Here is a 21,651-nt window from a genome sequence, read left to right as displayed (position 1 = left end):
CGGGCGCTCCGCACGGGATTTGGGGAAGGCCCGGTCGGCTGCCGCACCGGCCCGCTACTTCATGCGCGTCGCCCACTCCCGCAGCTTCTTGATGCGCTCCGTCAGCTGCCCGGCCGTCGCCTCCGCGCTCGGCGGGCCGCCGCAGGTGCGCCGCAGCTCGGTGTGGATCACGCCGTGCGGCTTGCCGCTCTGGTGGGCGTACGCCCCGACCAGGGTGTTGAGCTCCTTGCGCAGGTGCAGCAGCTCCTTGTGCGTGACCACCGGCCGCCGCTCGGCCGGGATCTCCAGCAGGTCGGCCTGCTCGTCCGGCTTGCGCCGGCTGTGCGCGATCTGCCGCGCCTGCCGCTTCTGGAGCAGCAGTTGGACCTGCTCGGGCTCCAGCAGGCCGGGAATGCCGAGGTAGTCCTGCTCCTCCTCGCTGCCCGGGTGGGCCTGCATGCCGAACTCGGCGCCGTTGTACATCACCCGGTCGAAGACGGCGTCGGACTCCAGCGCCTCGAACGGCAGCATGTCCTGCTCGCCGGTGTCCTCGTCCTGCTGCTTGTTCGCCTCGTCCATCTCCTTCTCGGACTCGGCGTAGGGGTCCTCCTCGTCCCCCTCCTTCTTCGGCCGGTCGAGGACGTGGTCGCGCTCGGCCTCCATCTCGTTGGCGAAGCCGAGCAGCATGGGGATGGTGGGGAGGAAGACGGACGCGGTCTCGCCGCGCCGGCGCGACCGGACGAAGCGGCCGACCGCCTGGGCGAAGAACAGCGGCGTCGAGATCGTCGTCGCGTAGACGCCGACCGCGAGCCGGGGCACGTCCACGCCCTCGGACACCATGCGGACGGCGACCATCCAGCGCGCGTCGCCCCGGGAGAAGTCGTCGATGCGCTGCGAGGCGCCGGAGTCGTCGGAGAGGACGACGGTGGGGCCCTCGCCGGTGATCTCCCGGAGCAGCTTGGCGTAGGCGCGCGCCGAGTCCTGGTCGGAGGCGATGACGAGGGCGCCGGCGTCCGGGATGGACTTCCGCACCTCGCTCAGCCGCTGGTCGGCGGCGCGCAGCACGTTGGGCATCCAGTCGCCGCGCGGGTCCAGCGCGGTGCGCCACGCCTGGCTGACCGCGTCCTTGGTCATCGGCTCGCCGAGGCGGGCCTCCAGCTCGTCGCCGGCCTTGGTGCGCCAGCGCATGTTGCCGCTGTAGGAGAGGAAGATGACCGGGCGGACGACGCCGTCGGCGAGCGCGTTGCCGTAGCCGTAGGTGTAGTCGGCGGAGGAGCGGCGGATCCCGTCGGCGCCCTCCTCGTACGTGACGAACGGGATGGGGTTGGTGTCCGAGCGGAACGGCGTGCCGGTCAGGCACAGCCGGCGGGTGGCCGGCTCGAACGCCTCCAGGCAGGCGTCGCCCCAGGAGCGGGAGTCGCCGGCGTGGTGGATCTCGTCCAGGATGACGAGCGTCTTGCGCTGCTCGCAGCGGTTGCGGTGCAGCATCGGGCGGACGCCGACGCCCGCGTACGTCACGGCGACGCCGTTGTACTCGCGGCCGAGCGGGCCCGCGCTGTACTCCGGGTCGAGCTTGATCCCGACGCGGGCGGCGGCCTCCGCCCACTGCTTCTTCAGGTGCTCGGTCGGCGCGACCACGGTCACCTGCTGGACGACGTGGTGGTGCAGCAGCCAGGAGGCGAGGGTCAGCGCGAAGGTGGTCTTTCCCGCTCCCGGGGTCGCGACGGCGAGGAAGTCGCGGGGCTGGGTCTGGACGTAACGGTCCATGGCGGCCTGCTGCCAGGCGCGCAGCTTGTTCGCGGTACCCCAGGGGGCCCGGCCGGGGAAGGCGGGCGAGAGGTGGTTGGTGGCTGTGGTGGTAGTCACGGTCTCCGTCGGGTGGATCGGGGGCCTTGAGGAAACGACAACCGCGACAGCCTACCCGGGGGCGAGTGGCGGGAGTCCCGTTCCCGCCACTCGCCCGGCGTCCGTGCGCGGCCCCCGCGGTGCGGGGCCCGGCCGTGCCGGGGGAGGGCAGCGCGAGCCGCACGTGTCCGGTTCGGGAGGCGAGGTCATGCCGGGCGCACCCCGCCCTTCGGCCGCAGCCGCGTGGCGACCAGCGCGCCGGCCACGGCCGTCGCGGCCATGGCGGTGTACACGGCGGCGAACGCCGCGTGGGGCGCCGCGTCCGCCGTGCCATGGGCGCCCTGGGCGACGGTCCCGCCCCCGAACGCGCCGAAGAGCACGCCCGCGACGCCGACGAGCACGATGTTCCCCAGCGCCTCGGAGATCTGGAGGGCCGCCGAGCTGACGCCCTCCTCCCCGCGCGGGGACAGCTCCAGCGCGAGCACCGCGCTGCTGGAGACGTTCAGCCCGATCCCGTAGCCGCCCACGATCCACGAGACGGCGACCAGCCACACCGGCGCCCCGTCCAGCAGCACCAGCGGCACCGTCGCGATCGCGGCGGCCATCAGCACCAGCCCGAGGCACATCAGCCGCCGCCGGTACGGCTCCAGCCGCGACCGGCTCTGGGTGTAGGAGCCGAGGCTCCAGGTGAGGCCGCCGCCGGTGAGGGAGAGTCCCGCGGCGGTCGCCGACATGCCGCGCTCGCTCACCAGCATGAGCGGGACGAAGCTCTCGGACGCGAGGAACGCGCCCACCGCGATCCCCCGCAGCAGCACCACGGACGGCAGCCCGCGCACCGCCCGGAAGGTGCCCTTGGGCAGCAGCCGGACGATGGACGGCGCGAGCAGCGCGAGCCCCGCGGCCGCCGGCACGAGGGCGAGCCACGCACGGTCCTGGCCCGCGTACTGGAGCAGTCCGGCCCCGACGGCGACGGCCAGCGCGAGGGCGATCCGCCGCCGGTCGGGAGCCCCTCCCGCCGCCCCGCGCGGGACCTTCCGCAGCGCCGGCAGCATCACCGCGAGCGGCAGCAGGATCAGCACCGGGATCGCCAGGAAGACCCAGCGCCAGCTCAGCCGCTCGGCCACCGAGCCGGCGACCACGGGGCCGACGAGGACGGGCACCACCCACGCGGCCGAGAACGCCGCGAGGATCTTGGGCCGCAGCCGGTCGGGGTAGGCGCGGCCCACGACCACGTACAGGGACACCACGACGAGCCCGCCGCCCAGGCCCTGCACGGCCCGCGACGCCACGAGCATCCACATCTGCTGCGCGGAGCCGGCGAGCACCAGCCCGGCGCCGAAGGTGGCGATGCCGGTGAAGAGCGGGCCCAGCGGCCCGGACCGGTCGGCCCACTGCCCCGCGACGGACATCGAGAAGAGGCTGGCCGTGAAGTAGGCGGAGAAGGCGAAGGCGTACAGCCCGACGCCGCCCAGCGCCCGGGCCGCGAAGGGCATGGCGGTGGTGATGGCGCTCGCCTCGAAGGCGATGAGGGAGACGACGGAGATGATGCCGAGGGTGAGCGCGCGGTACCGGCGTCCGAGGACGCCCCCGGCCTCCCCCGGTGGCGCCTCGGCGGCGTCGGCGGCCCCGGCGGCCGACGGTATGGAGTCAGTGCTGTTCATGCCGGAGAGCGTAGGGACGGAGCAGCTCCCGGCGCTTCTGTCCAGGGGCCGGAACGGTCTCGTCCGTTGGCCCTACCTCATCGGTCACGGACCGGGGCCCCACCCGCCCCACGCCCCTCCCGGCGAGCCCGCCGCGCGCCGTACGCCGTCCGCCTCGCGCCCGGCGCGCACCACCCCGTGACACGCCCCTCACCCCACCACGCGCACCCCCGTGACAAGCCCCCTCACCCCACCATCAGCACCCCCGCGTACGACACCCCCGCGATCACCGCCCACGCCCCCAGGCCGAGCGCCGCGACCCGCCCCCCGGTACGGACCAGCGACGGCAGGTGCACCGCGCTGCCGAGCCCGAACAGCGCGGCGGCGAGCAGCAGTTCCTGGACGTGCCGCGCCCCGTCCAGCACCACGCCCGGCAACAGGCCGGTGCTGCGCAGGCCCGCCATGGCCAGGAAGCCGGCGACGAACAGCGGGAGGACCGGCGGCCGCCGCCCGCCCCGGGCGGCGGCCGGCTCCCCGGCGCCGGACCCCCCGGCGCCGCCCGCCCGCCGCCGGCGCACCGCCACCGCGACGGCCCCCACCAGCGGCGCCAGCAGCGCCACCCGCATCAGCTTGACGAGGACCGCCTCGCCCAGCGCCTCCGGCCCCGCGGTCTGCGCGGTCGCCACGACCTGGCCCACGTCGTGCACGCCCGCCCCGACCCAGCGGCCGAAGGCCGCGTCGTCCAGCCCGAGGGGGTGGTGCAGCAGCGGCAGGACGCCGATGGCCAGCGTGCCGCAGAGCGTCACCAGCGCCACGGACGTCGCCGTGTCCTCCTCGTCGCTGCCGGACACCTCGCCGACCGCCCCGATGGCGGACGCCCCGCAGATCGCGTAGCCGGTCGCGATCAGCAGCGGCTGGTCGCCGCGCAGCCCGAGCCGGCGGCCGAGCCAGAGCGTGCCGAAGAAGGTGACGACGACGGTCACCAGCACCACCGCCACCGTCGCCCAGCCGACCCCCAGCACGTCGCCGAGGCTCAGCCGCAGTCCCAGCAGCACCACGCCGAGGCGCATCAGCCGCTTCCCCGCGAGGGTGAGCCCCGGCCGCCCGGCGCCGCGCACCCGCTCCCGGACGCCCGGCAGGTGCGCCGCGGCGACGCCCAGCACCACGGCAGCGGTGAGCAGCGGGACGGCGGGGACGAGCCGGTGCACCGCCCAGGCCAGGACCACCCCGGCGGCCGCCATGGCCAGGCCGGGCAGCCGGCCGGGCGGCGGCACGGCGCCGGCGGCGGTCCCGGGCCGGTTCTCGGTGAGGGTCACCGGTGCGCCCGCGGCGCGTCGTCCGCCGGCAGCCGGTACACGCGCCGCACGCTCGTGCCCAGCCGCGAGACGTCCGCGCCGTAGACGTGGATCGAGACCGCCGGGCCGGAGGAGGCGTTGCGCACCCGGTGGATGTCGCCGGGCGGCGCGAAGCCGCACACCTCGCCCTGCCGGTTGACCACGTCCTCGACGGCGACGAGCCGCGCGCTCGGCCCGTCGGGGACGAGCCGGTAGCGGCGCTCGCTCTCCGTGCCCTCGTGCACGCCGGTCACGCACCACGCGACGTGGTCGTGGATCGGCGTCCCCTGCCCGGGCAGCCACACCAGGGCCACGACCGAGAAGCCGCCGTCCGGTTCGGCGTGCAGGACGTGCTGGCGGTAGTGGTGCGGGTCCCCGGCGCGCTGCGCGTCGGTGAGCAGGTCGGGCGCCCCGAGGTGGCCGGCGAGCAGCTCGCCGACGAGGTAGGCGGTCGTGTCGGGCGGCAGACCGCGGTCCACCGCCTCCCTGATCTCGTCGACGAGCCCGCGGAGGCGGGCGGTGGCCGGGGGCGGGGGCGGAGCTGCGGACACGGTCGGCGCGGTGGGTGTCGTCATACGGGCAGCGTCGGGCGGCCGGTGGATCACGTCCAACGACAGTTCGTTGGGCGGGGGCGAAGCGGCGCTTATGGTTTGTTCGAACGGGGTGGTGGGTTCGACCGGTTCGAACGGGCCGGGCCGCGCCGCCCGCCCGCCGGGCCCGCCGGGTTCAGCAGCAGCCGGCCCGCCGCCGCGCCGCCGCCTTCAGCTCGTCCAGCACGAGCGCGGTGGCCGGGACGCGGAGGTGGTCGCGCAGGACGTACGCGGAGACCTGGCGGCGCGACGCCGGGTCGAGCGGCCGGCCGACGATCCGGTCGTGGCGCAGGAACGACAGCACCAGCCCCGGCATCATCGCCACCCCGAGCCCCTCCGCGACGAGCGACTGCACGACCAGGATGTCGTCCGTGGTGAACGCTATGTCGGGCGCGAAGCCGACCTGGGTGCACTCGTGCAGGAAGTTGGTGCGGCAGCGCAGGCAGCCGGCGATCCAGCGCTCCTCGGCGAGGTCGGCCAGGACGACGGCGCGGCGGCGGGCCAGCGGGTGCCCGGCGGGCATCAGCACCGTCAACTGGTCCTCCAGCAGCGGTATTTCGACGAGCTCGTCCGGCACCTCGTCGTGCAGCCCGGGGTAGGTGAAGGCGAGGGCGATGTCGAACTCGCCGCGCTCCAGGCGGCGCAGCGACTCCGGCGGCTCGCCCTCCAGCAGCTCGACCCGCACGCCCGGGTGGTCGGCCGCGAGCCGGGCCAGCGCCTCGGGGACGAGTGTGGCGCCCGCGCTCGGGAACGCGCACATCCGGACCCGCCCGGAGCGCAGCCGCGTCAGCGAACTCATCTGCTGCTGGGCCACGGTGAGCGTGTCGAGGATCGTCTCCGCGTGCCGGGCGAGGGCCTCGCCCGCCTCGGTCAGCCGCATGCGGCGCCCGACCCGGGTGAACAGCGGGGTGCCGACGGCCCGTTCGAGCGCCTTCATCTGCTGGGTGATCGCGGGCTGGGTGTATCCGAGCACGCGGGCGGCCGCGGAGTACGAACCGGCCGCCACCACCGCGTGGAACGTCTTGATGTGCCGCGAGTCGAACACACCGGAATCATAAGCGGATTTTGGGGCAGCGGGGAGTTCACTGATGGATTGCTTCTGGATCACCCAACCCATGAGGCATGGTGGACATATGCCGCAAACCGCAGCGCACTACCGCTCCTACGACGGAGCCGAACTGGCCTACCGCACCCTCCCGGCCCGCGAGCCCGGCGCCGCCGCCGGCCGCCCGCCCGTGATCTGCCTCGCCGGCGGCCCCGGCCGCGACGCCGCCTACCTCGGCGACCTGGGCGGCCTCGACGCCCGCCACACCCTGGTGATCCCCGACTCCCGCGGCACCGGCGCCTCGCCCCCGGCCCCCGACCCGTCCGGCTACGCCTTCCCCGCCCTGGCCGAGGACGTGGAGTCCCTCCGCGCCCACCTCGGCCTCGACCGCTTCGCCCTCCTCGCCCACGACGCCGCCTGCGCCACGGCCCAGGCGTACGCCGCGCTCTACCCCCACCACCTCACCCGCCTCGTCCTCGTCACCCCCGGCTCCCGCCTCCAGGGCGAACTCCCCGGCGACGCCGAGGAGATCTTCGAGTCCCGCGCCGCCGAGGACTGGTGGGTGGACGCCTACGTCGCCGCCCACTCCCTCCCCGACGCCCGCGACTTCACCGAGGCCCGCGCCCTGCTCCGCCGCGCGGCCCCCCTCGCGTACGCCCGCTGGGACGCCCCGCAGCGCGCCCACGCCGCCACCGAGGACGGCCAGCTCCACCCCGTCCCCCGCATCGCCTTCTGGGAGGGCGTGGACGACGCCGCCCGCCGCGCCGTCCTCGACCACCTGCGCGCCGTCACCTGCCCCGTCCTCGTCCTCACCGGCGACCGCGACGCCGTCACCGGCATGCGCGCCGGCGAACTCGTCGCCGCCTCCTTCCCCCACGCCACGGTCCGCCCCCTCTACGACGTCGGCCACTACCCCTGGGTGGACGAGCCGGACGTCTTCCGCCCGGTGGTCGAGGAGTTCCTGACCCGCGGGGCGGTCCCGTGAACGGCACATGTCCGGTCCATGGCACTCCCCGCCGAACCGTTGAGCCCGCGCCCGCCCCGACCCTAAGGTCGTTCCTGTGGTGACGAGCGACAGCTCGACACGGCCGTGTGCCCGAGTGGTTCAGGGACTCGCCTGCAAAGCGAGTTACGCGGGTTCGATTCCCGCCACGGCCTCTGCGCCGTGAGTACGCCTACTCACGGCCGCACCCGCACGGGGACGGATGCCGGGTGCGGGCACGGGTTTCTAGCGTGGCGGACATGACAGCAGCCGCCCGACACGAGAGCGCCGCCGCCAACTGCCTCAAGGCCATCGGCGGCCTGGTGCTCTGGCTCTTCGCAGGAGCCACGTTCCTCTTCGCACCCCTCGCCGTGATGGCCAGTGACCCCTGCGCACCGGAGGACACCCAGCTGATCTGCACCGCGGCCGGACAGCAGTTGGTGGCCTACGTCCCGCTGGGCGCCGCCCTGGCGGCAGCGCCCCTGGGCACCTGGGGCCTCGTCTCGCGCCGCGAGCTCGCGCCCCTGGCCTGGGTCGCGGCGATGGCGACGCTGGCCGTCGCGTGGTTCGTCGTCCTCGCGATCGCGGGCTCGCACCCCTAGCCGAGGAGCCGGCTGAGCTGCCGCGACAGCTCCAGCGTCTCCGCGCCGTGCGCCCGCGCGGCCGTCAACTCCCGTACGTACTCCCGCGCCTGCTCCTCCAGCTCCCGCTGCCGCCTGCCCAGCCGGTGGCCGGCGAGCCAGACCCACCCGGCGAGGGGTACGAGCAGGAGTCCTGCCCATCCGAGGGGCTTGTCGACGATGAGGCACACGAGGAAGGCGCCCAGGACGAGGATCCAGCCGGCCTCGTCGTGCCGGCCGCCCTTCTCCGCGAGACGCTCGTACTCGGCGACGGCGTCGGGCTCGGGCGGCACGGGGACGGGGGTCGCGGGGCGCGGCCGGTAGTCGGCCGGGGACGGCGGCCACGCGGCGGCGGCCGGGCGGGGCAGCCAGCCGGGGACGTGGACGACGTCCACACCGTGCGCCGCGGCCGCGGTGAGCACCTGCCGGTAGGCCACCAACTGCGGGTGCCGCCACCTCTGTTGGGTCACCGCGGCGGACAGGATCAGAACCGGAATCGAGACCGGGAGGAGAACGGCGGCCCCGGCGAGCGGCAGAAGCCGTCCCGCGGCGGCGGCCGGGACGAGCAGGCCCAGCCCGCCCACGAACGCCGCCAGGCAGAGCCACGTCGCCGCCCCGTGGCGGACGCGGTGCGCGCCGAGCACGGCCCGCACCGCCTCGTCGTCGAAGTAGTCGACGCCGCTCCGCCGTCCGATGTCCCCGACGGCCGCCGCGAGCCGGGGATCGGCCGCCAGGGCCGCTCCGCTCACCGGCAGCACTCCCCCGTACCCGGCCACGCGAGCCCCCTCTCGTCTCAGACCCGTGTGCAGGGCGTGATCACCCTGACCATCAGCCGCCGCTCCCCGGCGACGATCGTCACGCCCGCCCGGTACCCCTCCGCGTTGCGCGCCGCCGACAGCAGGCTCGCGTCGGCGACGTCCTCGAAGGAGACCCAGCCGCCCGCCTCGAACCACGCCCCCAGCCGCACCAGCGCCTCCGGCAGCGCCGTGTCCCGCACCCGGTCCACGTACCACTGGTGCCCCACGGCACACGGCGTCTCCGTGAACCCCCACGGCACGCACTCGGGACACACCACGGACATCACGTCGTCCGCCCGCCCCACGCGCCGCCGCAGCGCCAGCGCGTCGAGAATCCGGCTGGAGTGCGCGTAGAGCTCCCGGACCAGTGCGCCGTCCGGGGCCACCTGCGGCACGGCGACGACGTCCAGACACCCGGACGCCGAACGATCCGCCTCCGAGGCATCCACGAAGCCCACCGTGATCCCGCCCTCACGCGCTCACAAAGAAACATCCAATCGATGCACAGGTTAGCGAATGAGGGACAATCAGAATCGCTCGACCGGATTGCCCACAAAGGGGTGCGCCGGATTCCGGATAGCGGATGAGTAGCCGTACTCATGCCCCGTCACCTCCGGACGACGGACGATGCCGTACATGACCGGACGAACGAAGACCCTCCTCATCTCGACCACGGCCCTGGCAGGCGCCGCCGCCCTGGTGATGGGCGTGGTGTCGTTCGCCCGCTGGGCGAAGACGGTGTGGGAGGGCGACCCGTACCCGCTCGCCCGCCCGGCGGCCACGGCCACCCGGCTCGACGGCCACACGCAGTCCGTCTACGACGCCCTCGGCCTGCCGCGGGCCCGGCTGGACGACGACTGGGCGGGCCGCGGTGTGGAGGCCGAGGGCTACGCGTGCCCGCGCCAGGGCCTGCGCCACCTGCCCGACAACCTGAACGACAACCCGCCGGCCGCACCCCACGTCGTGGACGTGCGCGAGGAATGGGCCCTCAAGGACGTCCCGCGCGCTGAGGCGGGCCCCGCGCTGGAGCGGGTGCGGCAGAGGCTGACGCGGCAGGGCTGGAAGGTCACCAAGTTCGACGCCGCGACACCCGGCCACGAGCTCTGGCTGACCCTCGACCACCCGGCCACCGGCGACACCCTCCAGATCCAGACCAACCCCGGCAACCGCCTCATGATCTCCGCCCACGCCGCCTGCGCGCGCTACCCCTCGGACACGGACCTCGACTCCTCGGGCCGGCCCGCTCTCCCGACCCACCGGGCGCCGGCCCAACTCCGCACCGCTGCCCGCGAATAGGTAGCCGTACTCATGCCCGTCGGGCCACCGGCTCGGGACGATGCCGGCGTGACCGGACGAAGGAAGAGACTCATCATTTCGACTGCGGCGCTGGTCGGAATCGGGGCGCTGCTCACGGGCGTCCTGGCATTTGTCCAGTGGGCCGAGCCGAAGTGGGAGGGCGAGCCGTATCCCGTGGCCCGCCCGGCGGACACGGCCGCACGGCTCGACCGCCACACCCAGACCGTCTACGACGCCTTGGACCTGCCCCGGGCCCGGCTGGACGACCACGATCCCGACCAGGGCCTGAAAGCCGACCCCTCGGCCTGCCGCCGACGGGGCCTGCAACACAAGCTGGACGACTACCAGGACCCGCCGCCCTCCGAGCCCCACGTCGTCGCCGTACAGGAGAACTGGACCCTCCGGGGCGTCCCCCGCTCCGAGGCGGCGCCCGCTTTGGAGCGCGTACGGCGGAAGGTGACCCGGCTGGGCTGGAAAGTCATCCCCGGCAGGCCCTACCCCGACACGATCGGCCTGGTCCTGGAGCACCCCGGCACCGGTGACCGCATCTCGCTGATGACCTATCCCGAGGACGGCCTGAATGTCTCCGCCGATGCGGCCTGCGCGAAATACCCCTCGGGCACGGAACTGGACCGGTCCGACGTGCCGTTGCTCCCGCCCATGCATGCCCCGGAGCGTCTCCGCCGCGACCCCGCTCACAGCCCCGCGTAACACGGCGCCGCCTCCCGCGAGAACACCACCCACCTCCGGTTGCCGGCCAACGGCCCTCGCGCGTCCTCCAGCCCGCAGATCCCTCCACAGCTCTCCACCACCCCGTCCCGCACTCCCAACGCCTGCCGCCGCAGCCCGAGACAGCCCCTCCCCTCCCCGCCCGACGCATGCGACGGATGCTTGTCAAACACGGTCAGCCGCAGTACCTCATACCGTCACGCGGGCACGCCCACTCCGGGGGGCGAAGGGGAACTCGGCCATTGGCTCTGATAGCCATCAGAACACTTCGCCCCAACAATCACCATTCGGGCGGCGAACAGCCATGCCGCTTCGCCGAGTTCACTGCAAACGTCTTCAGTGCCTGTTTTTCCTGCGGCGAATCCGGCGCTATCGTGACGTCGGCGTAGTGCAGATTCTCAACGGTGTACAGAGCTTGCCCGGAGGAACAGGAAGCTGTCGTCCAGTATGCCCCCTCGCCACCACCAGTAGGCCTACGAATATCCGCACCTACCAGGGTTTCGCGACGCGCACTTTTTGCGTAGGGGCCATAGTAGGCAGCGAGTCTGAACCTCTTCCTCCCTCTCTCATCGGCCAGGAAACAGTCCTCGATGGGAGCCGTACCATCCGCAGCCGATTCATAAGACGCCGATGCAACGCCTCGGCAGGTTCCGACGGCTTCTCCCGCCCGTTTAAGGTTCTTGGTGGAATCTTCGGGCAGGCGAGCAATCCAGTTGCCGCGAGGCGTCCCCTCGCATCCACGTTTGTCCGCAAGCTTGCCGAGCGTCCCGGTCAACGAACGGGCCAAACCAGCCCGCCTGTCGGCACTCAAGGGTTCTGCGGGGCCTGCTGGATCCACCTGCATGCTCACAACGATGGCGTCATTCTCTCCACTTCTCGCAGGCTTGCGACAGACCATATACGCACCGGCCCATGTCGTCCCGCCATCGGTACTCAAAATCGCGCCCCACCCATTTCCCACGGGGGTCACCGCCTGGCCGGGCTTATGAGAATCCATCCGGGCGATGAGCGACAACAGACGTTCGCCTCCTCCGCCCTGTTTAATGTTCACGGCCACAGATGTCTCACTATTACCCGGATCGGCCACCTTGCAGTCCGATAAGCCCGACCCCTTGGCCCGCAGTCGATCGACACCCAGCACCTCTTTCAGTTCGGAGTAATCGAGACTTCCACCGCACGCTGAAGAGAGAGAACGGTTGTCCTGCCAGTCGTCAAAAGCTCCTGAAAGGTATACACCGGTGGCCGCAAGCACCCCAAGCGCCACAACACCAGACATCGCGACGCCGATACCGCGCCACCGTCGAATTTCCATCTTCGCAGCCATTATTCCCGGCCCAAGTAATTCATGACGTCTCTTCGACTCACACCGAAGGACTGCCCCATTTCATGCCGGAGTTCACTGACGTGGGCGTCCGTACCAGGATCCCTTCCCCATGCTCGCGCCCAGCTGTCAATCAGATCGCGTGCCGCATTTCTGCTACCTTCAAGCCTCTTGGATGATTCGACTTTCCCAACCTCCTCCGCCTCCGACTTGATATCGTTTCCCCAATCATAGGTAGCGATGTCAACAACCCTCTGAGCAGCATCTCCCAGGCCGGGGAGAAGGGTTATCGGAGCGCCGCCACCATGATAGACATATTTCGCCACGTCGTCCGCCCAGCTCTTTCGCGCATCACGGGCATCGAAAAGAATGTCGGTGCTTATTGCATTGAAGGCACCCATGCCCAGCCCCACATTACGGGCACGATTCCTCCAATCCACACCCGGCTGCGTCTCGGCATTATGCAGATCGTACGCCGCCTGAAGCCTCTCGGCCTCATAAAGCATCGTAAAGTTCTCCGGGGAATCGGATACTCCACGAAGAGTCCTGACCAGAACTCGTCCTGGGACGTGGATATGCCCGCCGTCCTCGGGTACGTACTCCTGGTTCCCACCGAGGATGCGATGAGTATCTGCGGAGTAATCGACCAGTGTGCGCGCAAGTGGTGCTTGAAGGTTCTTGTGCACCGAATCCGCGCCGCCACCTTCGTCGAGCGCGTTGAGGGCACCTTGAAGGACCCGAGCCTCCTCGATGGTGTGCTTTCCCCCATGATGCTGCCCACTGCCGGGCGGTGAACCGGTCGCTGCCGCTTCGATGGCTGCCCCCAGCCCCTTTCGACCGTTCACAGCTTCCAAGTCAGGGGCGCTGTGCAGTAGATTCCCCGCCCCGTGGTCCCTGATTCCCGACGGCTGCGTGTCACTGACAACGTTCCAGTCCCGCTCCTTGAGCAGGTAGTGAAGCCGGTCGTTGCCACGCTGCCCCGTGCCCTCCCCGCCCGCTCCAGGATCGAGGTAGGCGGTGGCCGTCTTCGGGTCGCGACTCATGATTCCGAGAACTTCGTCCACAGGGTCATGTGCGAACCAACTCCGGCTCTTGTCGCCGTAGTTTCCGTAGAGATCCCAGATATTCTTGTCCTTCTTCTCGACCGCGATCATGTCATCAGCGATGTCGGACAGGAACTGCGGCGAAACCCCGTCAGCGTGCTTCATCAGAGTGACCAGGCTCTGGTAGCCTCGGACCTGTTGCCCACTCCCCTTGAATCCGGCAGGCCTTCCCTCCGCCACCTCGAGATCGTACTGTTCAACCCCTGCCTTTCTCATACCTTCTCGCCATCTACCGTAAAACTCCCCCTCCTTTGTCCCGGACCAGCTTCTCAGGGCTTGGCGGTACGCCTTGCTGCCGTACGGAATCACCTTGCCGTCAGAACCCTTGAATTCTGGTATCCTGGTCGCGCTGTTGACGGTGTCGGCCAGCCCCTTCTCCAAGTTCAGGTAGTCCTTTTTGTTATCGGCGTCGTCGAAGTACGCGAGATCGTTGAACTTGTTGGCAAGTTTGAGGGTGTTCTCAGGGCCGAGCGAGTCCAGCATCGTACGGCTGAAGACCTGATCGTTGGCATTGTCCCGATACAGCCTCGCCAACTCCGCCCGCTCCGAGGCGTTCAGCTTGTCACCACGAATAATCCGGTCTGCGTAAGCCTTCGCCTCACGCGCTTCATAGACCTCGATGTCACCGACCGCTTTGGCGTTGAAGTCGTGGAAGACAGAGTTGGGGTGGATATCTGCGGCCTGGTGGAGGGCGTACTTGACACCTTGATCCGCATCGTCGACCGCCTGCACCGCCTTCTTTATGGCTTCTGTCCACGAAGCCTCGGCCTCACGGCACTTGCTCAGGAAGGCCGGGTAGTCGGGATCGTTCCGCGTGGGCTTGACCTTGCTGAAGTCGAAGGTGGCTCGGCCCTCGCTGTCGATGTGCATGCCCTCCTTCCGGGCTTCGGAAACAAGGGATTTGACCTTCTGGACGAGGGTGGTGAGCTGCGAGTGTGCATCCCGCAGCAGGGACGCGATCGCTTTGGCCTGGGTCTGCGCGGCGGTCAACTGCTCGCGCGTGCCGGTGAACCGGCCGTACGACGCATCGGCGGCATGCCCCACCCATATGCCGTCCGTCGACACGGACAGCACCTTGCTTCGATAGACGGACTCGACTCCATGGAATGCCTGGGCCATCTCATCCCACTTGGCGGCGGCCGAGGAGAGCGAGTCGAGCTTCACCGTCACGGCTTCTTGATACGACAGCATGCAAAACTCCGAACGTGCCTACTTGGCCTGATCCGATCCGACCTGGAACCTCTCGAGGAGAGAAGCGGTCCTGCGGTCGTACGTGACGAATCCCTTCAGTGCCTGCTGAAGTGCGTTCCTGTCTGCGGTGAGCCGCGCCTGGAGGGCCTTCACCTGTCGCCCCCACTCATCTTGGACGTCCTTCAGTCCCGAGCCCGTGGCCCATCCATGAAGCGCCGACGCGACCTTCCCGTTGGCCTCGTCCGCTGTCATGCCGGCCGCGTCGACGCCGGGCTGGATGTCCCCCGCAAGTGCCTTGACAGCCGCTTCCTTGCCCGGCTCGTTCGTCCTCAACTTGCCAAGATCTCCGCTGGACATGGCTATCCTTCCGGACCTCCGTGGTCGACGACAGCACCTTGCACATCACGCTGCCGTCCTGCTCAACCGACGTACTTCCTCGTCTGCGTGCGGGCATCGGTGTCTCCGGACAACACCGCACGCCACCTGCGACGCCGACTGCTTGTACCGGGGCGATAACATGCAGTCACATGCATACGGCAAGGTATCTCACGGCGCATGAGTACGCATACTCAAGTGCCTTGAGAGGTAAGCCACTTCCACCCTCGTCGGGCGTGTCGCATGATGGCGCACCGGATGGACGGGACACAGCAATCAGCGTTTTGGCGGTGTGCGGCTGTGGAGCAGCCGCACACCGCAGCCGAGTCGCCACGGGTTCAGGGGGCCAACGACATTACCGCCAGGGGCGCAGCTCGTCTGCCGCAAGTCCGCGCGGAGGACATGCCGGCACGCGTCCGCCAGCAAGCTCCGTGAGCAGCAGCACACCCTCTGACGCCTAGGCGGAAAGTGTGCCTGCAACCGGCAGCAGCCGGCCATGGCGCAACGCCGTCATGCTGCCGGCTGCCGCCGATCCCACCTCTACGGCGACGCGTTGCCCAATTGCCGTGACCCAGGGTGATCGGTCACGTCTGATGCGCGTGCCAGGAAAGACCCTTGCCATGTACATGGAGCTATCGAGAGGTGAGTGATGAGTGGCATGGTGCCGGAGACCGCTCCGGCGAATCGGAACTTGAAGATCGTGCTGGTGGTCGTGGCTTCCCTGGCCGTCGTCGCACTGATAGCCGTGGGAGTGATCGCCGGTCGGCACAGCGGCAGCGGGAAGGCGGTCAAGGGTGCGGGTAAAGCGAGGCCGACGGCCGACTCGGCAACGGTCATCAGCACCACGGACTTGAGCAGCCTTGCCCAGGACCGGTTGTCGTGTGAGGGCTCAGGACTTTGTTGACAGCTTGGCCTCACGACATCGATGACGGTCTCAGGTGATGCTGGACAGCGCGTCAGAGCTTCGGGGCGTGGATTTTGGCCCTGAAGCGGGTGACGGGATGCTGTTCCTTGCGTGGGTGAAGCGACAGGTCGGCGCCGTTGAGGGTGATGCGGAAGTACGTGTCCTCGACGTGGACCGTGACGATCTCGCCGGCGTAGGTGCGGCCGACGCGGAGCCGCTGGCGGGCGACCATGATGACGCCGTCGGTGGGGACCTTGCGTTCGACGTGAATTGCCCCGGTGGCGGATGGGGGAAGCTCGCCGGTGACGATTCTGGCTCCGCGGAGCCCAGCGCGTTGGTCGGCGTCGATGGGGGCGGGCAGGGTCTTGGCGAGCACGCCGTCGTGAACGACGTGCAGCAGGTGGCCGTCCAGGCGCAACGTGACGCGTCGGCTGGCCAGTTCGTAGCCGATCGTCACCGGGACCTTGCCGAGGCTGGCGATGCCGCTCTGGTCGATGTTCCGGTCGACCTCGATCACCGTGCCGGGCTCCAGACGTCCTGCCCGGGCTGCGGCCGGGGCAGCCGGCGGTGGTCCGGCAGGCACGGCCCCGCGCATCGAGAGCTCGCGCAGGTTCCCGGCGTCCAGGCACGATGCGGCGCTTCGGACCAGTTCGCCGTCGATGGTGATGTGGACGGTGTGCTCGTCGGCCCACACCCGCGCCCGGCGGCCTGCGTAGTCCTTGCTGAGCTTGACGCGCTGCACGCGCGGCAGGACTCCGACATGGCCCGTGGCGGCGACGACGGTCTCGAACTCCACGGCCGGCGCCGACGTCGGCACGAGCAGGGTGGGCGGTCCCGGCGGCCCTGCCGCGACGACTGGTTCCTCGGCAGGCGCCGGAGAGGCGACGATCGTTGGTTCTGGCTGGGGGTTGGGCCGGAACCGGCTGGCGGGTGTGGCCATGTCCAGGGCCTGGTGGGGCCGGGCGGTGTTGTAGGTGTGGACCCACGCGTCGACCGCGGCCTGTGCCGCGGGCAGGTCGGCGAACGGGCCGGAGACGTCCAGCAGTTCCCTCCGCAGCGTCTGATGCCAACGCTCGATCTTCCCCGTCGTGGTCGGCGAGTACGGCTTGATCAGCTTGGCCGTGACACCGTTCTCCCGGCAGACACGCTCGAACAACACCTCGGCCGGCCGGGGCTTGGTGAACCGCCCGGTGAACTGCTTGCCGTTGTCCGTGAGGACCTCGGCCGGCACCCCGTAAGTGCGCATCGCACGCACGAACCCGTCGGCGACGGCCCGGCCGGAGGGCACCGCCAGGACGGTGGAGATGACGACGAACCGGGAGTGGTCGTCGATCCCGGTGAGCATCTTGCACTCGCGGCCGTCGGCCAGGTATATCCCGCCGACCAGGTCCATCTGCCACAGGTGCATCGGCGTCTCGCGCTGCCACCGTTTGTACTTGCGGCGGTGCTGCTGCTTCTGGTGCCGGATGAGCCCGTTGCGTTCAAGGACGCGGTGCACCGTCGCCCGCGATGGTGCACCGGCAGAGCCGGCCTTCGCGATCTCGTAGGCGATCCGCCGGGCACCCCAGCGCGGATTTGCCCGGCGCATCTCACACGCCAGGGCCTCCACCTCGGCGGGAAGCCGGGTCGGGCTGGTTCGCGGGCGCCGGGACTTCTCCCGCAGCCCTTCCAGCCCCTCGGCCTCGTACTTCGCCTTCCACGTATAGATCGCCTGGCGTGACACGCCGTACCGGACGGCCACCTCGCTGACCGGCGAACCGTCGAGCACCTCAAGTACCGCCCGGTACCGCTGCTCGACGAGCCATGCAGGGCCGTGCTCTCCGGACTCATCCCCCTCTGCCACAGCAACTCATGATCGAGGAGCAGCCGAGCCACCGTCAAGAATGTCCCGAGACGCCCGTCAAGGATCTCCCGAGACTCTTCTGTCACCTATCTCCTGAGGCCCCACACGACAGACCGGTCACGTGCACTGGCGGCCGGGGATGAGGACGAGTTCGTCGCGCCGTTCGCGGACGATGTGAAGGAGCAGCAACGTCATGTCTTCCGCAACTTGCGGAAGGTTCCTTTCGATCGCAATTCGACCGGATTCCGGGTGACAAGCAGTAGCGGCCGCAGGTCGAGCGTGTTGGGAGGACCGCTCGAAACCACAGTCGATGTGTCCTTCGCCCACCGCATACCGGGTGTGGACCTCGCACCGGTCTCCGAGGGGTACCGGTGGACGGTGACACGTTCATCGGCCTCGGCAAAGCTTGTGATCAAGAAAGTGACCGGCACGCCCTATACCAAGTCGCTGGAGTCGGACCCGGACACCATGATGGCGTACCCGGCTCCATGGGACATGTACGACGAGATGACCGTAGAGCGGTCCGACCACATGGTGCTGATGAGCGACGCCTCCCACGCACGCGAACTTCACGCGGCAAAGGGAGACTTGCAGAAGGCCGGTGACGAGGTCCTGGCTCTCTGGAAGGCGGACGGGCCCGGACGTCCGGCCTCACCGGGCTTCGCTCTTGTCTACGAGCCGGATACGAAGAAGGCGGCGGCCCTGTACGGCCAGGGTGGCCAGGACCGGGGCGAGGACGGCGTCACCATCCCCATGAAGGCCGACGTCCTCGGCGCGCAGCAGTCCGTGGCCGGCGCGCGGGTGGTCAGTCGTGTGACAGACGCGCGAGTCGGCAAGCACGAGATGGTGCACGCGCTGTTGGAGCCGCTGACGGGCCCGACGGCAGTCGGTTCGCTGGGAGGACCGGAGCCCTGGGTGGTGGAGGGCCTGGCCGAGTACGTCGCCTCCACGGGATCGGACGACCGCGGCATGCACACGGCGCTTCAACGCAGCGGGTTCAACGGCCTCCTTCCTGATCTGATCACCTTCTACAGCAAGGACTCGGTCAGGCAGGCCGCTAACTACGAGCAAGGGCGGCTCGCGATCGGCTTCATGGCGGACCGGTACGGCAAGAAGAAGGCGCTCGCCTTCGCCGCAGCGCACTACGGCCAGCCGTCCGATCTGGACGAACAGCTGCGCGAGGCGACCGGCAAGGACAAGAGCGGATTCCAGGCCGAATGGGCCGAGTACGTGAGGGGGACCCTACGGTGAGCAACGACTACGTGATCACGCCTCCGGCCCCGCCCCGACCACCCGCCCCCCATCGCAAGAGCCGCATCCTGTTGCTGTCGCTGATCGGGCTCTGCAGTCTGGTCCTGGTGGCCGCTGTCCTCACCGGCGTGTGGTTGCTGCGCCCTTCCGGCGACAAGGCGGGCACCGACCGGACCGGGACGGCGAGCACAACACCCACGACCTCATGGAGTCTGGCTGACAAGTCCTACGGGCTGGCGGGCGGCGGGACAGATGTCCAAGGCCTGTGGTTCCAGGGACAGACCGTGATCAAGGCACTTCCGGAGGGGCTGGTAGGGCTCGACCGTGCCACGGGTCGGCAACAGTGGGGCATATCGACCCCCGGATCCGGCACAGCGATGTGCCAGACCTCCCCTGACACCAGCGACAACGTCCTCGTTCTGGCCTATGGGCAGGACCGCACCTGTGATCACTTCTACGCTGTGGACCTGTCCCGACGAAAAGTGCTGTGGGAGCACACTCTTGAGCACAGTGACTGGGTGGCCGGCAAAGGGGTACGCATCGCACGCACCGGGGACGTCGTTGTCCTCGAGGCGGATCAACGCATCGCCGAGGCATTCCGGGTGAGCGATGGCAAGTCCCTCTGGAAGGACGGGAACTCGGTCTATCAGCCCAAGGACTCACATGACGACTGCACAGGTCGCGGATACACCGGTGGCAAGACGCTGATACGTCTTGAGCGCTGCTCCACAGGCAGAGCCGACGGCGATCCCTACTACGTGGCAGCCGTGGATCCGGCCACGGGCCACAGTCGCTGGAAGCACCGGGTGGACGGCAAGGACGGAGAGCTGACCGAAGTTCTGGCCACATCCCCCGTCATCTACAGCATGCCCGACAAAGACCGGCCGCTCGACGGGCTCTTGCGTATGCACGTTCTGGACGATGCCGGGCGTCCGCGCAGCAGCCTGGCACCCGGCCCGGAGCACCGCACTTTCCGGCACGTCGACAACGGCAGCCAGCTGCCCGACATCCGCATCGTCGGTGATGTCCTGGCCGCCATCACCACCATGGACTCCAAGGACCGCGAGAGCGGCAAGGATCACAACAAGATCGTCGCGTGGTCGCTCACCAGTGGCAAGCGACTGTGGGAGCACACCAGCACCGGGTACATCCAGCAGTATCTCCCCGTGGACTCTCCCGACACGCCTGGCATCTATGCCTACTCCTCCGGGAACATCTACGACCCCAGCACCCTCTTCCGCTTCGACCCGGTCACCGGCCGGCAGAGCATCATCCGCCGCTACCCGCCAACCCCCGACGAGCGGACACCTTCGACGCCCTTCGTCACACTTGCCCATGACACCCTGTACCTGTCGGCGCGCTTCGAGGAGGCGTTGCCTGGCATCGAGAAGGACAAGAGGGACAAGGCGCTGATCGTCAAGCCCGTGAAATAGCCCCTGTCGTCCCACTGGCCCCATGGCAATGGACCTCTCATCCGTGGGGCCGGCAGCGGGACCCTGGAGGCCACTCCCCGGCGGGAAACCGCTGGAGGAGTGTGGAGCCCCTCCCTAGAAGTCCCGGCCCGGCTCTCTATGAGAACGTCGGCGGTTTCGCGCCCGAAGCAACGGAACGATGACTGCAATGCCGATGCAGACAAGTGCTCCTGCACCTAGGGCAACCCACTTCCCGGCGCTCCCACCCTCGTCCTGTCGGGTGTCAGCACGGGGCGCCTGATCGCGCTGGACATGGTTCTGTCCGCCCTCCTGTCCCGGCTGCGGCGCTTGCGACGTCTGAGGTGGCGCACTTTTCGCGCCGGTCAATGGATTGACGTCGGCCGCGCCCGGATCACCCGGGCTCTTGAGGGCTACACGCGGGCGGACCACTCCATAGCCGAGGGACGCGCTGCGCTTCGCCCCGCTTTCGGGACCATGAGCGGTGTTGATGAGGACGCGGAGGACTTGGTTCGCGGTCCAGTCGGTGTGGACGGACCAGAGGAGGGCGGCGGAGGCGGAGGCAAGGGCGGAGGCGTCGCTGGTGCCGTGGCCGCGGCGAACGCCGCCTCCCCGCTCGGAGGTTGTGTACATGTCCTCGCCTGGAGCCGCGAGGGTCACTTGGCTTCCACGCTCGGACTCTGCCGTCACGGTTGCGTTCTTGTCGATGGCTCCCACCCCTACCACGCCCTTGTGGGCTGCCGGGTAGAGGATCGGGTTACCCTTCTGCGCCGAGTTCCCGACACCTGCGAAGACCAGCTTTCCCTTTTCGAGCGCATAGTCCAACGCCTGGGACTGGGCTTCGATCTCCGCGATGTTGGCCAGTGAGATATTGATGATCCTGGCTTCCGAGTCCGCCGCGTACCGAATGGCGCGAGCCAAGGCATGATGTGTGTCCGGCAAGGGTTTCGGAGATTGATCGGTGTCGACCCGTAGGGGGAGAACCTTGGCCCCCGGTGCAAGGCCCTTGGCGCCTCGCCCGTCAAATCCCCGGCCGGTGCCGGCAATCAGTACGGCCATGGCAGTACCGTGGCCGTCATAATCTGTGTGCGAGTCTCCAGGGGCTCCGGAAAAGTCCTTCCCAGGAAGCACTTGCCCTTCAAGGTCGGGCAGATCGGCGTCCACACCCGTGTCAATGACAGCCACCGTCACGCCGGAACCGGTGCTCGTGCGCCACATCTCCTCGGCATGCATGCCGTCGAGGTGCCATTGCCGCTCCCTGACCGTGTCGGCATGGGCCGGTGCCGTGGTGAACGCCAGAAGGAAGAGGGCGGCAGCGCAGTGCAACGCGCCAGACCGTAGACCTCGTCCGAGACGCGTGTCTCTGCGCATGAACT

At 69.6% G+C, this 21,651-nt stretch carries 19 protein-coding genes and 1 tRNA gene; 8 read left to right on the top strand and 12 right to left on the bottom strand.

Annotated elements, in window-relative coordinates; translation table 11 throughout:
• Positions 1-54: 54 nt before the first annotated feature.
• The 5 genes from AC230_RS29050 to AC230_RS29030 all read right to left on the bottom strand — a co-directional run bounded on the left by AC230_RS29050 (position 55) and on the right by AC230_RS29030 (position 6,433).
• Complete coding sequence (locus tag AC230_RS29050) at positions 55-1,845, bottom strand: DEAD/DEAH box helicase (RefSeq protein WP_107082265.1); 1,791 nt, start codon at positions 1,843-1,845, stop codon at positions 55-57.
• Between the two features lie 185 nt (positions 1,846-2,030).
• A complete protein-coding gene (locus AC230_RS29045) occupies positions 2,031-3,485 on the bottom strand; it encodes an MFS transporter (protein WP_078871656.1) in 1,455 nt (484 codons plus the stop codon).
• Positions 3,486-3,709: 224 nt separating this feature from the next.
• Positions 3,710-4,780, bottom strand: coding sequence for a YeiH family protein (locus tag AC230_RS29040; RefSeq protein ID WP_049719300.1), 1,071 nt, complete (start codon positions 4,778-4,780; stop codon positions 3,710-3,712).
• Positions 4,777-5,373, bottom strand: a complete 597-nt coding sequence (locus tag AC230_RS29035) for a cysteine dioxygenase family protein (protein ID WP_049719554.1) — start codon at positions 5,371-5,373, stop codon at positions 4,777-4,779. Before AC230_RS29035 ends, AC230_RS29040 begins: the two co-directional genes overlap by 4 nt.
• Before the next feature lie 151 nt (positions 5,374-5,524).
• Positions 5,525-6,433, bottom strand: coding sequence for a LysR family transcriptional regulator (locus AC230_RS29030; RefSeq protein ID WP_049719299.1), 909 nt, complete (start codon positions 6,431-6,433; stop codon positions 5,525-5,527).
• An 88-nt stretch (positions 6,434-6,521) separates the two neighbouring features.
• Here AC230_RS29030 and AC230_RS29025 point away from each other — a divergent pair, with 88 nt between their 5' ends.
• The 3 genes from AC230_RS29025 to AC230_RS29015 all read left to right on the top strand — a co-directional run bounded on the left by AC230_RS29025 (position 6,522) and on the right by AC230_RS29015 (position 8,017).
• Positions 6,522-7,418, top strand: a complete 897-nt coding sequence (locus AC230_RS29025; protein ID WP_049719298.1) for an alpha/beta fold hydrolase — start codon at positions 6,522-6,524, stop codon at positions 7,416-7,418.
• A 101-nt stretch (positions 7,419-7,519) separates the two neighbouring features.
• A tRNA-Cys gene (locus tag AC230_RS29020) sits at positions 7,520-7,591 on the top strand.
• 84 nt (positions 7,592-7,675) lie between these two features.
• Positions 7,676-8,017, top strand: a complete 342-nt coding sequence (locus tag AC230_RS29015) for a hypothetical protein (protein ID WP_157868683.1) — start codon at positions 7,676-7,678, stop codon at positions 8,015-8,017.
• On the opposite strand, the gene AC230_RS29010 is transcribed toward AC230_RS29015, so the two are convergent.
• Positions 8,014-8,784, bottom strand: coding sequence for a hypothetical protein (locus tag AC230_RS29010; RefSeq protein ID WP_157868682.1), 771 nt, complete (start codon positions 8,782-8,784; stop codon positions 8,014-8,016). The genes AC230_RS29015 and AC230_RS29010 overlap by 4 nt on opposite strands.
• A gap of 44 nt (positions 8,785-8,828) precedes the next feature.
• On the bottom strand, positions 8,829-9,281 hold the full coding sequence (locus AC230_RS29005) for a hypothetical protein (protein ID WP_157868681.1): 453 nt from the start codon (positions 9,279-9,281) through the stop codon (positions 8,829-8,831).
• Positions 9,282-9,468: 187 nt separating this feature from the next.
• On the opposite strand from AC230_RS29005, the gene AC230_RS29000 reads away from it, so the two are divergent.
• Entirely contained in the window at positions 9,469-10,128 is a 660-nt protein-coding gene (locus tag AC230_RS29000) for a hypothetical protein (RefSeq protein ID WP_157868680.1), read from the top strand.
• A 48-nt stretch (positions 10,129-10,176) separates the two neighbouring features.
• A complete protein-coding gene (locus AC230_RS28995) occupies positions 10,177-10,839 on the top strand; it encodes a hypothetical protein (protein ID WP_157868679.1) in 663 nt (220 codons plus the stop codon).
• 298 nt (positions 10,840-11,137) lie between these two features.
• On the opposite strand, the gene AC230_RS32830 is transcribed toward AC230_RS28995, so the two are convergent.
• Genes AC230_RS32830 through AC230_RS28985 form a run of 3 tightly spaced genes read right to left on the bottom strand, consistent with a single transcriptional unit; the run spans position 11,138 to position 14,829 of the window.
• Positions 11,138-12,181, bottom strand: a complete 1,044-nt coding sequence (locus AC230_RS32830; protein ID WP_157868678.1) for a hypothetical protein — start codon at positions 12,179-12,181, stop codon at positions 11,138-11,140.
• A complete protein-coding gene (locus AC230_RS28990) occupies positions 12,181-14,451 on the bottom strand; it encodes a hypothetical protein (RefSeq protein WP_157868677.1) in 2,271 nt (756 codons plus the stop codon). Before AC230_RS28990 ends, AC230_RS32830 begins: the two co-directional genes overlap by 1 nt.
• 39 nt (positions 14,452-14,490) lie before the next feature.
• Entirely contained in the window at positions 14,491-14,829 is a 339-nt protein-coding gene (locus tag AC230_RS28985; protein WP_049719291.1) for a hypothetical protein, read from the bottom strand.
• Positions 14,830-15,505: 676 nt separating this feature from the next.
• On the opposite strand from AC230_RS28985, the gene AC230_RS28980 reads away from it, so the two are divergent.
• Positions 15,506-15,751, top strand: a complete 246-nt coding sequence (locus AC230_RS28980; protein ID WP_157868676.1) for a hypothetical protein — start codon at positions 15,506-15,508, stop codon at positions 15,749-15,751.
• A 52-nt stretch (positions 15,752-15,803) separates the two neighbouring features.
• Here the strand turns inward: AC230_RS28980 and AC230_RS28975 are convergent, their stop codons facing one another.
• Positions 15,804-17,594 (bottom strand): IS481 family transposase, encoded by a 1,791-nt coding sequence (locus tag AC230_RS28975; protein WP_049714346.1) that lies wholly within the window; start codon positions 17,592-17,594, stop codon positions 15,804-15,806.
• 339 nt (positions 17,595-17,933) lie between these two features.
• Between AC230_RS28975 and AC230_RS28970 the strand changes: the two genes are divergently transcribed.
• Both AC230_RS28970 and AC230_RS28965 read left to right on the top strand, forming a co-directional pair.
• Positions 17,934-18,845: a hypothetical protein gene (locus AC230_RS28970; protein WP_157868675.1), complete on the top strand. Its 912-nt coding sequence runs from the start codon at positions 17,934-17,936 to the stop codon at positions 18,843-18,845.
• The gene (locus AC230_RS28965; RefSeq protein ID WP_049719288.1) at positions 18,842-20,278 is read left to right on the top strand and encodes an outer membrane protein assembly factor BamB family protein; all 1,437 of its coding nucleotides are present in this window, start codon (positions 18,842-18,844) and stop codon (positions 20,276-20,278) included. Before AC230_RS28970 ends, AC230_RS28965 begins: the two co-directional genes overlap by 4 nt.
• 114 nt (positions 20,279-20,392) lie before the next feature.
• Here AC230_RS28965 and mycP read toward each other — a convergent pair whose 3' ends face one another.
• Entirely contained in the window at positions 20,393-21,646 is a 1,254-nt protein-coding gene (gene mycP, locus AC230_RS31665) for a type VII secretion-associated serine protease mycosin (RefSeq protein WP_078871653.1), read from the bottom strand.
• Between the last annotated feature and the right edge of the window lie 5 nt (positions 21,647-21,651).

The sequence above is a fragment of the Streptomyces caatingaensis genome (genome assembly GCF_001187435.1).
Taxonomy (GTDB): domain Bacteria; phylum Actinomycetota; class Actinomycetes; order Streptomycetales; family Streptomycetaceae; genus Streptomyces; species Streptomyces caatingaensis.
Note: the sequence above shows the minus strand (reverse complement) of the source record. Positions and strands in the feature narration are given on the sequence as shown.